Raw genomic sequence first — 10,030 nt, 5'->3', positions numbered from 1 at the left:
GTGTTCCAGGATGCGATTGGTCAGGGCAAAGCCTCGGTGGATGTAGCGCAGAAGCTGATGAAAGGCGAGAAAGTGGATTCACACGTGTGGATCCCGTTTGAACTGGTGACCAAAGAGAATATGCAGAAGTACGTGGAGAAGAGTCAGTAATTAAGGCCAATACCGCGCGATAAACCGCGCCGTCCTGCGACGGCGCAATGTATTGCGCAATCCACGATTACTCCCGCAGTTTCGCCATGACCACGATGTCGTGATACTCCCCCTCACGCAGGCAGGCTTTACGCTTCACGCCCTCTTGCTCAAAGCCGAGGCGCTGGTACAACCGTATCGCACGCGCGTTGTCATGAAACGCTTCCAGCTCAATACGCACCACACCGAGCCAGTTAAAGGCATAGTCGATGGCGTTGCGAATCAGTTTCTCACCGATACCCCGCCCGCCAAACGCTGGATCGACGCTGATACCAAAACTGATGCTGTGACGCGTACGCGGGCGCTGTTCGACAAACAGCGTCAGCTCGCCCACCATCTGCCCATCAATTTCGGCCACGAAACCGATATAGCCCGCCGCGTCCATGTTTTCGAATTTTTTCTGCCAGGTTTGCACGCTGGGAAACGGCAGCTGCGTGGTCCAGCGATACACGTCGGGGTGGCTGTAAAGGCGTTGATAAGCGGCCGCATCGGCCGGTTCGCGACCGCGAATGATCAGATCCATGTCGGTAATCCCTTTCACTTGCACTAAGCTGTTAACTCTCACCAAACGGAAGAGTGACTTTATGTTGTATCGTCGTTTTGAACGTTTTATCAATATTTTCCAGGATGCACCAACCGATTCTCCCCCTTCCAGCGTCTGGCCGTTTTACCTCTATTATCTGCGTCAGGTGTGGCCGAGCTTTGTCGCCCTGCTGATTGTGGGATTAGCGCAGGCGCTGATTGAAGTGGCGCTGTTCAGCTATCTCAGCCGCATCATCGATCTGGTCAATCACTCGACGCCCGCCACGCTGTTCACCGACAACTGGCAAGTGCTGCTATGGATGGGGTTTGTCGCGCTGATTCTGCGGCCGGTGATTATTGCGCTGCACGATATGCTGGTGCATCAGAGTATCAACCCGAGCATGACCAGCATGATCCGCTGGCAGCATCACAACTACGTGCTGCGCCAGAGCCTGAACTTCTTCCAGAACGATTTCGCCGGACGTATCGCCCAGCGCATCATGCAGACCGGCAACTCCCTGCGCGATTCCGCGGTGCAGCTGGTGGATGCCATCTGGCATGTGGTGATTTACGCGGTGACTTCGCTGGTGCTGTTTGCCGAGGCCGACTGGCGCCTGATGATTCCACTGATTATCTGGATTGTGGCGTATAGCGTCTCTCTGAGCTTCTTTGTGCCGCGCGTGAAGCAACGTTCGGTGGTCTCTTCCGAGGCGCGATCCAAACTGATGGGCACCATCGTCGATGGCTATACCAATATCGCCACCATCAAACTGTTCGCACATAACGATCTGGAGAAACGCTACGCGCGCGAAGCGATTCAGGAGCAGACCGACAAAACCCAGCACGCCAGCCGCATGGTCACCACCATGGATATCACACTATCGACGCTGAATGGTCTGCTGATTGTCAGCACTTCTGGCCTGGCATTGTGGCTGTGGAGCCAGTCGCTGATCAGCGTCGGTGCGATTGCGTTGGCCACCGGTCTGGTGATCCGCTTAGTGAACATGTCCGGCTGGATCATGTGGGTGGTGAACGGCATCTTTGAAAATATCGGCATGGTGCAGGATGGATTGAACACCATCGCGCAGCCGCTCAGCGTACAGGATGAGCCGCAGGCGAAAAACCTGCAGGTAACGCAGGGTCAGATCCGCTTTGAAGATGTGCGCTTTGATTACGGCGGCAGCCGCCAGGTGATCAATCGCCTCAACCTGAATATCAAACCGGGTGAAAAAATCGGCCTGATTGGGCCATCCGGTGCCGGTAAATCGACAATGGTGAACCTGCTGTTGCGGCTTTATGACATCAACGGCGGGCGCATCCTGATTGACGATCACAACATCGCCGAAGTCACGCAGGAGAGCCTGCGCGGCCAGATCGGCATGATCACTCAAGACACGTCGCTGCTGCACCGTTCGATTCGAGAAAACTTGCTGTACGGACGCCCAAACGCCACCGAAGACGAACTGCAGGCGGCGATTATCCGCGCCCGCGCCGATGAGTTCATTACGCTGCTGTCCGATCCACAGGGCCGTACCGGGCTGGATGCGCATGTGGGTGAGCGCGGAGTGAAACTGTCCGGCGGTCAGCGTCAACGTATCGCCATCGCCCGCGTGCTGCTGAAAGATGCGCCGATTCTGATCATGGATGAGGCCACTTCCGCCCTCGATTCCGAAGTCGAAGCGGCGATTCAGGAGAGCCTGGAAACGCTGATGCAGGGCAAAACGGTGATTGCCATCGCGCACCGTCTCTCGACTATCGCCAAAATGGATCGACTGGTGGTGCTGGATAAAGGTGAGATTGTTGAGATGGGCAACCACCGCGAACTGCTGGCGCACAACGGGCTTTACGCGCGCCTGTGGCAGCATCAGACCGGTGGCTTTGTCGGCGAAGACTAATCGCCGCGTCGATATGGCAGGGCTTCGCGCGCTTCAATGGCATAGGCGCGAATCCCTGCCCGCTCCTGCACTAAATATTCTTCTACGGCTTCGCGCAGCCCCGGATGGCACAGGTAGTGCCAGGAATGAGTGATCTGCGGTTCGAAGCCGCGCACCAGTTTGTGCTCGCCTTGCGCTCCCGCATCAAAACGCTGTAATCCCTCGGCAATCGCAAAATCCATGCCCTGATAGAAGCAGGTTTCAAAGTGCAGGCGATCAAACTCCCCCAGGCAGCCCCAGTAACGCCCGTACAGCGAGTTGCCATCCACCAGATAGAACGCCATGGCGGCCGGATGGCCCTGCAGCGTGGCGATCACCACGCGAATCGATCGCGGCATGCGTTCGGTCAGCAGGCTGAAGAATTGCCGCGTGAGATAAGGACGCTGCCCGCGCACCGCATAGGTGTTGGCGTAGCAGGTGTAGACGAAATCCCACTGATCTTCGCTGAGTTCGTCACCGCGATACCAGTTGAACTCAAAGCCGCTGCTCGCCACCTGTTCGCGCTCTTTACGCAGTTGTTTGCGTTTGCGTGACATCAGCGTGTCGAGGAAATCCTGAAAATCGCGGTAGCCTTTGTTGTGCCAGTGATACTGGATGCCGAGACGCGCCAGCCAGTCGGGCTGCTGCTCCATCACATCGTTGGCAAACGGCGTGGTGAAATTGATATGTGCGCCGCTCAGGCCGTTTTGCAGCAGTTCATCGGGCAACGCTGCGAGCAGCTGGCTGATGGCGGCTTGCTCGCCCAATAAACGCGCACCCGTAACCGGGCTGAACGGAATCGCCCCCAGCCACTTTGGATAGTATGGAATGCCGGCGCGGTGACAGGCATCAGCCCATGCGTGATCAAAGACGTATTCACCTTGCGAATTGCGTTTGCGATAGCCCGGCAGCGCGGCGCTCAGCACGCCCTTTTCACGCCACAGCAAGTGATCCGCCTGCCAGCCGTTTTCCGGCCGCACACTGCCACTCTCTTCCAGCGTGAGCAGAAAGGCATGGCGTAAAAACGGTTGATCGTCAGGTAACAGCGCATCCCATTCGAGGGCGGAAATCTCCGCCAGCGACGACAGGTGAAGCAAAGACATGCATGGCTCCCGGCCAGCTTAAGGCGAACAGCTAGTTCAACAGGTTTTGTCGCAGGGGAAAAGAGGGGGCGCACTGAATGTGCATCGACCATCTATTGGCATGAATCACGCCGGAGGGGTTTGGATTGGAAAGGACGCTTCCACCGCTTAAGGAAGCGACTCTGTTAGCCGATGAGTTTCAGGTCGTTTTTACGATGTTGCTTCTGGTCGTCATAATAATTTTCGTGTGTACCGAGGCTCAGAAGATAGATTTCCAGTCTCTGATCGACCCAGCTGTAACCCAACAGATATTGCTGCTTGCTCAGGTAAAACTTGTGCACCCAGAGATAGCTCAGGTCGCCCTTTTTGCGTTCACCGATCTCTGGGATAGCAATAATGCGGCCAATCTCTTGATCAACACCCTCCTGATCCTGTTCCGTCAGGCGGTTAAAAGCCTTGTCAAAACGGCGGGTCTGATAAATCTCAACTTCCTGTCCGGTCTTTTCTGCGCACATATTTTTTGACCTTGCCGTTATCCATTTCTGCTTTAGCCAGTAAGATTTCGTTGATGAAGGAGAACGTCAGATCGGGGTTATCCTCCGCGATGCGACCAATCTTCGCCCAATGCTCAATCTGCTTAGGCACGCTGCGGCTCATGGCTTCTGCATGTGTTTTCACATCTTCAACAAAATCATCGTCTAAGCGGACGCTGGTTGCCATATTTAAACCTCTTATTGTCGTCACCCGATACGTTGTTGTGAGGGTGGTTCCATTGATACGTCATTGCCAGACGTACAACAGAGGTGATTGTGCGACATATTGTCGCATTTGGCAATCAGTGATAGCAGCACGATTTACCGTGTCTCGATAACGAATGTGTATACTCACCTTTTTCGCTGTTCAGGAACCGCCATGGATCGTCTCGATTGTGACCGCATGTTTGTCGCGGTGCTGGAAGTAGGCAGCTTTGCCGGGGCGGCCGAGCGACTGGGCACCAGCAGCGGGCAGGCCTCCAAGCTGGTTTCCCGGCTGGAGCAGGAACTCGGCGTGCAGTTGTTCAAGCGCAGCACGCGTGCACTCTCAGCCACTGAAGTGGGTCGCGCCTATTACGAACGCGTGAAAACCCTGCTGGATGCTTTCGACACGCTGGATGCCACGGTACGCGAAAATGCCACCACGCCGACGGGGCGCTTAAAAATCAGTGCGCCCGGCACCTTTGGTACGGCGGTGCTCGCCAGCGTATTGGTCGCATTTGCGCGTCACTATCCGTTGATTGAACTGGACGTTAACTTCTCCGATCGTGCAGTGAACATCGTCGATGAAGGCTTCGATATGGCGATTCGCATTGGTAAACTAGATGACAGTAGCCTGATTGCACGTCGTTTGGGCGATGTGCCGATTCGCGTAGCGGCTTCGCCGGGCTATCTGCTGCAACAAGGCACACCGCAGCACTGGCGCGACCTGGCTGCGCATCAATGTATCAGTGACACCAACTTCCGCGATCCCTGGCACTGGCCGTTTGTGACGCCGTGCGGCGACAGCGTAAGCATGCCGATTCGCGGCCGCCTGTGTTTTTCCAATACCGGAGCCTGTTTACAGGCAGCCATCGCCGGATTGGGTATCGCACGTTTACCGGGTTTTATTGCAGCACCTGCGCTACAACGCGGCGAAATCGTCTCGCTGCTGGATAACTTCGCCACGCCGCCGATGGGCCTGTTTGCCCTCTATCCCCCCGCTCGCCATCTGGCGCAGAAAACCCGCTTACTGATTGATTTCCTCGCCGATCATTTCCAGCAGCATCCTCCCGGCTGATTCCTTCCAATTTGGAAGCAATGAAAGCCATTTTGCCCGGATTATCACCCAACCAGCAGCGCGGTATGCTCACTCCATCACCAGAGAGGAGTCGAGCATATGTTGGTTAACGGTAAGTGGAGCGCAGAGTGGCACCCGGTTCAAGCCACCGATAAACAGGGCGGATTTGTCCGTCAGACGTCCAGTTTTCGCCACTGGATCACCGCAGATGGCTCCAGCGAATTTGCCGCCGAGCCGGATCGCTATCATCTGTATGTGGCACTGATCTGCCCATGGGCATCACGCACACTGGTAGCACGCAGCCTGAAAGGACTGGAGAAAGTGATCAGCGTCTCGGTGGTCGAGCCGCAGCTGGGTGCGCAGGGCTGGCACTTCGGTGACTATCCGGGTGCTGATCGTGACTGGCTTAACAAAGCCGAGTACATCCACGAACTCTATACCCGCGCCGATGCTGACTTTACAGGCCGCGCCACGGTGCCGGTACTGTGGGATAAAAAGACGCAGACCATCGTGAACAACGAATCTGCTGACATCCTGCGTATGCTGAACAGCGGGTTTGGCGATCTGGCAGACAACAGCCTCGATCTGTATCCAGAAGATCTGCGCGCTGAGATCGACGCGATCAACGCATCGATCTATCCACGTCTCAACAACGGCGTGTATCGTACCGGCTTTGCCACCACGCAGGTGAGCTATCAGCAAGCGTTTAATGATGTGTTCAGCCAGTTAGACGAACTGGAACTGCGTCTGAAAGATGGCCGTACTTTCCTGCTGGGCGAGCGCCTGACCGAAGCCGATATTCGGCTGTTCGTGACGCTGGTGCGTTTTGACGTTGCTTATCATGGTCTGTTCAAATGTAACCTGCGCTGCCTGCGCGACTATCCGCTGCTCGATCGCTATCTGAAGAGTATGCTGGCGGTTTCGGGTGTGCGTCAGACAGTGAACATCGACCATATCAAGCAGGGCTACTATTCGATTAAGGCACTGAACCCGAACGGGATTGTGCCAGTAGGCCCGGATATGGCGGATTACGGACTTTAAGGAGCAGGATGATGGCAAAAGCGTTGGTGATTTTTTTACATGGTGTGGGCAGTAATGGCGACGATCTGGCAGGACTCGGCCAGCATTGGGCCAGCCTGCTGCCGGATGTGGCTTTTGCCTCGCCGAATGCGCCCTATCCGTTTGAACATGCAATGGGCTATCAGTGGTTTAGCCTGACGGGCATTACCCCAGAAAATCGTCCGGCGCGGGTGCGTGAAGCCCGCGCAGCGTTCGATGAGACACTGCAACAGTTGATGGCGCAACACGGCATGGCGGACGCGTGGGATAAAGTGATTCTGGTAGGCTTTTCTCAGGGCTCGATCATGGCGCTGGATGCACTGGCACAGGGCCGTCATCCGCTGGCGGGCGTGGTGGCGTTTTCCGGACGATTGTCGTTTGACGGTGCATTAACCCCGGCTTCGCACACGCCTGCGTTGCTGATTCACGGCAAAGCGGATGGTGTGATTCCGTATAGCGAGAGTGAGTCAGCAGCACAGCGCCTGCAAGCGGCAGGCGTGACGGTGGAAGCGCGCTTTGAAGCCGCCACCGGTCATACCATTTCTTCACAGGGTGCGATGCAAGCGGCCGCCTTTATCGCCCAGTGCTTGCAGGATTAAGGCCAGTAGCGATTTAACGCGTTCCAGGCTTGTTGCGCAGCCACTTCGGGTGGCTGCGCTTTTAATCCATCGTTAAACACTTCAATGCCGACCGGGCCACGATAGCTGGCGCTTTTCAGCTTATCGACAAAGCGTTCCACTTCGATAATGCCGTCGCCGGGCAACAACCGCTGATGGCGCGCATAATCACTTAGCGCGCCCTTCTCTTGCGGCGGCATCTCCGCCATATCGCACAGTTGCACTTCATAGATACGATCGGCAGGAATGCCATCCAGCTGTGAGGCGTCCCCACCCAAGGCACAAATGTGGAACAGATCGACCACCAGTCCAATATTCGGTTGGTCCAGGCGCTGCAATCGTTCCCACGCCAGCGGCAGCGTATTATCAACGCTGCACCACGCCATGGGTTCGTACATGATGCGCATGTTATAGCGCGCGGCTTCTGAGGCCATCCAACGCAGATCTTCATCGATGCGCTCCGCCACGCAATCTTCACGCGTGGTGGCCGGTGCCTGAATGGTGTTGCAACCGATTGACTGCGCAATCCGGATAAACTGCCGCAGCTCTTCACGCTTTTGCAGACGTTCACGATCTGGCGCACCGGTAAAATCACGCAGCACCTGCAAATTGGTAAAGCCAAGATTTAACTGTTGAGCCAGCTGCGCTGTGGCTGCCTCAACATCATCCCGCCAGATTTCGACCTGATCGAAACCGGCGGCACGGGCCGCGCGCAGTTTCTGTTCAGGTTCACCGTTTAACAACACCAGGTTAAGGAATTTGGGGTTACTTCGCATCAACGGGCTCCCTAATCGTCCGGATAAATCGGTGACAGGTTCTGCTTGTCACGCAAACAGAACACCGACCAGTATCTACCTCTTAGGCGTTATTTCAAGCCCGTGATGCGCAGGGCTTTTATCCCAGCAGATTCACCACTGCAAAGCCGGCGAAGGTCATCAGCAGTGAACCAATCACATGCACCATCACGCTCGACATCGCCCAGAGGTATTTACCGGTTTGCAGCAAGCCGACAATTTCCGCTGAAAAGGTAGAGAAGGTGGTTAAACCGCCGCATAAGCCGGTGACAATCAGCAGTTTCCAGAAAGGGTCAATATGCGGATTGCGGACAAAAAACGCCAACGCTGCACCGATGATAAAACCACCGACCAGATTCACCATTAAAGTGCCCGGTGGCAGATTGGGAAACAGCGCGTTGAACCGCAGAGAAATAAGCCAGCGCAGTGAACAGCCCACGGCACCACCGAGCACAACAGCCAGTAATGACTTCAACATACTTTGGAGCTCCTGAAATGAGTTACGCGCAGGGCCGCGGCAGGACAGAAAAACACCTGACACACCGCCGTCTCCCGCGCAGGGATACGAGTGTTGTCAGGCGTCATCAGCCGTCTGTTTCCAGAACGGCGGTTGGGGAAGGTGGCACGCCATCACCTTAGCGGCATGATAATACGCTGGCGTCGCGGGGGTGACAATATCGGTCAACGATTGGCTTACCTTTGCACACGATTATGTTTTAACGTGGAGAACAACATAAGAGAGGAGATCCCGATGCGTACCCTGATTTTTGATACTGATATTGGCGTGGATGATGCCTTTGCGCTGGCGTATGCGGCGCGGACGCAGCGGTTGCTGGGGATTACCACGGTGTTTGGCAATGTGGCGGTCGGGCAAGCGGTGAAAAATGCCCGGCTGTTCTGCGAGAAGATGGAGATTGAGGCACCAGTCTATCGCGGTTGCTCCCGTCCGTTAGCATTAGCCCCTTCTGCGCCCGCCACGCTGCACGGCCTGGATGGATTAGGGGATGCATTCGAGAACTCACACAGTGAAGCAGCACCCAGCGCGGTGCAGTTTATTATTGATAGCGTGCGCGCACAGCCCCATGCCATCACCATCGTGGCGATTGGGCCGCTGACCAATATCGCCAGCGCCATCAATCAGGCGCCGGATATCATTCCGCTGGTGAAAGAATTGGTGATCATGGGCGGCGCATTTGGCACCGACGGCCATTCCGGCAACGTCTCGCCATTTGCCGAGTTTAATATCTGGAAAGATCCGCATGCCGCCGATCAGGTGCTGGCCTCGGCGTTACCGGTGGTGGTATTACCGCTGGATGTGACACACAAGGTGCTGATCACCGGCGATGAAGTGCGGCAGTTAAATCAGCCTGTACTCAGCGCGATATGCCGTCCGTATCTGGCGTACAGTCTGCAAAAGGAAGGGTTTGATGGCATGGCGCTGCATGACACGTTGACGCTCTCCTGGCTGGCCCTGCCGCAGGCGTTTACCGTGACCGAAGCACCGGTGCGTGTGGTGACGGAAGGCATCAGCCGTGGACAGACAGTGCGACGTCTCAGCGCCCTCGCCTCACGTGAAGATTCGTTTGCCGGATTACGCACACAGCGCTTGTGCCTCGGCGTGGATGCCGAAGCAGTGCGGGAACACTTTTTTGCCGCACTGCGGGCATGAGATGGGTGGTCGCTATTAATGGCGTAATGCTTGCCAGTTAAGCGCCGGGTGATCACGCAGTCTGTTAAAAGGACACAATGGTTGAGGCCAGAGCGCGCCTCTTACCCTGAACAGCCCCAGCACGCTCTTCAGCTACAGTGCATGCTGTTAAAAACGGCACGATGGCTGAGGCCAGAGCGCCTCTGCTGCTGCAAGGGCTATCCGCAGCGCTGAGGCTTTTACGTTGGGCCAGGAGCCAGGCGCAGGGAGGCGACTGGCAGTTCGGGTTGGCCAGGACGGCCTTACCTGAACTGAACCCCTTAACCCGAACGGTCCGCAGGCACGACGTGGAAGCCGAAGGCACCGCGTCAGCGGCGCGAGGACGGCCCGGCAG

11 protein-coding genes, 1 pseudogene and 1 riboswitch are annotated in these 10,030 nt (G+C 56.2%); of the genes and pseudogenes, 6 read left to right on the top strand and 6 right to left on the bottom strand.

Going from position 1 to position 10,030, the window contains the following annotated elements:
* Positions 1 to 150: pseudogene (locus RT340_RS19085) on the top strand (rhizopine-binding protein); the annotation flags it as partial.
* Between the two features lie 67 nt (positions 151 to 217).
* On the opposite strand, the gene RT340_RS19080 reads toward RT340_RS19085, so the two are convergent.
* A complete protein-coding gene (locus tag RT340_RS19080) occupies positions 218 to 712 on the bottom strand; it encodes a GNAT family N-acetyltransferase (RefSeq protein WP_097119427.1) in 495 nt (164 codons plus the stop codon).
* Between the two features lie 61 nt (positions 713 to 773).
* Between RT340_RS19080 and RT340_RS19075 the strand changes: the two genes are divergently transcribed.
* The gene (locus tag RT340_RS19075; protein WP_313377501.1) at positions 774 to 2,606 is read left to right on the top strand and encodes an ABC transporter ATP-binding protein; all 1,833 of its coding nucleotides are present in this window, start codon (positions 774 to 776) and stop codon (positions 2,604 to 2,606) included.
* Here RT340_RS19075 and RT340_RS19070 read toward each other — a convergent pair.
* The 3 genes from RT340_RS19070 to RT340_RS19060 all read right to left on the bottom strand — a co-directional run bounded on the left by RT340_RS19070 (position 2,603) and on the right by RT340_RS19060 (position 4,426).
* Entirely contained in the window at positions 2,603 to 3,727 is a 1,125-nt protein-coding gene (locus tag RT340_RS19070) for a GNAT family N-acetyltransferase (protein ID WP_313377500.1), read from the bottom strand. The two genes, RT340_RS19075 and RT340_RS19070, sit on opposite strands and share 4 nt — an antisense overlap.
* A 164-nt stretch (positions 3,728 to 3,891) precedes the next feature.
* On the bottom strand, positions 3,892 to 4,221 hold the full coding sequence (locus RT340_RS19065; RefSeq protein ID WP_160833768.1) for a type II toxin-antitoxin system RelE/ParE family toxin: 330 nt from the start codon (positions 4,219 to 4,221) through the stop codon (positions 3,892 to 3,894).
* The gene (locus RT340_RS19060) at positions 4,190 to 4,426 is read right to left on the bottom strand and encodes a ParD-like family protein (RefSeq protein ID WP_034819879.1); all 237 of its coding nucleotides are present in this window, start codon (positions 4,424 to 4,426) and stop codon (positions 4,190 to 4,192) included. Before RT340_RS19060 ends, RT340_RS19065 begins: the two co-directional genes overlap by 32 nt.
* 192 nt (positions 4,427 to 4,618) lie before the next feature.
* On the opposite strand from RT340_RS19060, the gene RT340_RS19055 reads away from it, so the two are divergent.
* The 3 genes from RT340_RS19055 to RT340_RS19045 all read left to right on the top strand — a co-directional run bounded on the left by RT340_RS19055 (position 4,619) and on the right by RT340_RS19045 (position 7,176).
* On the top strand, positions 4,619 to 5,518 hold the full coding sequence (locus tag RT340_RS19055; RefSeq protein WP_313377499.1) for a LysR family transcriptional regulator: 900 nt from the start codon (positions 4,619 to 4,621) through the stop codon (positions 5,516 to 5,518).
* 99 nt (positions 5,519 to 5,617) lie between these two features.
* Positions 5,618 to 6,559 (top strand): glutathione S-transferase family protein, encoded by a 942-nt coding sequence (locus RT340_RS19050; RefSeq protein WP_313377498.1) that lies wholly within the window; start codon positions 5,618 to 5,620, stop codon positions 6,557 to 6,559.
* An 11-nt stretch (positions 6,560 to 6,570) separates the two neighbouring features.
* Positions 6,571 to 7,176, top strand: coding sequence for an alpha/beta hydrolase (locus RT340_RS19045; RefSeq protein ID WP_034819904.1), 606 nt, complete (start codon positions 6,571 to 6,573; stop codon positions 7,174 to 7,176).
* Here RT340_RS19045 and RT340_RS19040 read toward each other — a convergent pair.
* Together RT340_RS19040 and crcB are read right to left on the bottom strand one after the other, a co-directional pair.
* Positions 7,173 to 7,970 (bottom strand): sugar phosphate isomerase/epimerase family protein, encoded by a 798-nt coding sequence (locus RT340_RS19040; RefSeq protein ID WP_211729192.1) that lies wholly within the window; start codon positions 7,968 to 7,970, stop codon positions 7,173 to 7,175. The genes RT340_RS19045 and RT340_RS19040 overlap by 4 nt on opposite strands.
* Positions 7,971 to 8,088: 118 nt before the next feature.
* Positions 8,089 to 8,466 (bottom strand): fluoride efflux transporter CrcB, encoded by a 378-nt coding sequence (gene crcB / locus RT340_RS19035; RefSeq protein ID WP_039333080.1) that lies wholly within the window; start codon positions 8,464 to 8,466, stop codon positions 8,089 to 8,091.
* 90 nt (positions 8,467 to 8,556) lie between these two features.
* Positions 8,557 to 8,632, bottom strand: a riboswitch (Fluoride riboswitch).
* Between the two features lie 107 nt (positions 8,633 to 8,739).
* On the opposite strand from crcB, the gene RT340_RS19030 reads away from it, so the two are divergent.
* Positions 8,740 to 9,657 (top strand): nucleoside hydrolase, encoded by a 918-nt coding sequence (locus RT340_RS19030; protein WP_313377497.1) that lies wholly within the window; start codon positions 8,740 to 8,742, stop codon positions 9,655 to 9,657.
* Positions 9,658 to 10,030: the final 373 nt, after the last annotated feature.

The organism is Pantoea sp. CTOTU50773 (assembly GCF_032082325.1).
GTDB classification, from domain to species: Bacteria; Pseudomonadota; Gammaproteobacteria; order Enterobacterales; family Enterobacteriaceae; genus Pantoea; species Pantoea communis.
The sequence above is the reverse complement of the archived record's forward strand: the minus strand, read 5'-3'. Positions and strand labels throughout refer to the sequence as shown.

Excerpts from the sequence above, each read along its gene's own strand:
- RT340_RS19070 (WP_313377500.1), bottom strand. The coding sequence starts at position 3,727 with ATGTCTTTGCTTCACCTGTCGTCGCTGGCGGAGATTTCCGCCCTCGAA.
- RT340_RS19050 (WP_313377498.1), top strand. The coding sequence starts at position 5,618 with ATGTTGGTTAACGGTAAGTGGAGCGCAGAGTGGCACCCGGTTCAAGCC.
- RT340_RS19045 (WP_034819904.1), top strand. The coding sequence starts at position 6,571 with ATGGCAAAAGCGTTGGTGATTTTTTTACATGGTGTGGGCAGTAATGGC.
- RT340_RS19080 (WP_097119427.1), bottom strand. The coding sequence starts at position 712 with ATGGATCTGATCATTCGCGGTCGCGAACCGGCCGATGCGGCCGCTTAT.
- crcB (WP_039333080.1), bottom strand. The coding sequence starts at position 8,466 with ATGTTGAAGTCATTACTGGCTGTTGTGCTCGGTGGTGCCGTGGGCTGT.
- RT340_RS19040 (WP_211729192.1), bottom strand. The coding sequence starts at position 7,970 with ATGCGAAGTAACCCCAAATTCCTTAACCTGGTGTTGTTAAACGGTGAA.
- RT340_RS19060 (WP_034819879.1), bottom strand. The coding sequence starts at position 4,426 with ATGGCAACCAGCGTCCGCTTAGACGATGATTTTGTTGAAGATGTGAAA.
- RT340_RS19075 (WP_313377501.1), top strand. The coding sequence starts at position 774 with ATGTTGTATCGTCGTTTTGAACGTTTTATCAATATTTTCCAGGATGCA.
- RT340_RS19065 (WP_160833768.1), bottom strand. The coding sequence starts at position 4,221 with ATGTGCGCAGAAAAGACCGGACAGGAAGTTGAGATTTATCAGACCCGC.
- RT340_RS19055 (WP_313377499.1), top strand. The coding sequence starts at position 4,619 with ATGGATCGTCTCGATTGTGACCGCATGTTTGTCGCGGTGCTGGAAGTA.
- RT340_RS19030 (WP_313377497.1), top strand. The coding sequence starts at position 8,740 with ATGCGTACCCTGATTTTTGATACTGATATTGGCGTGGATGATGCCTTT.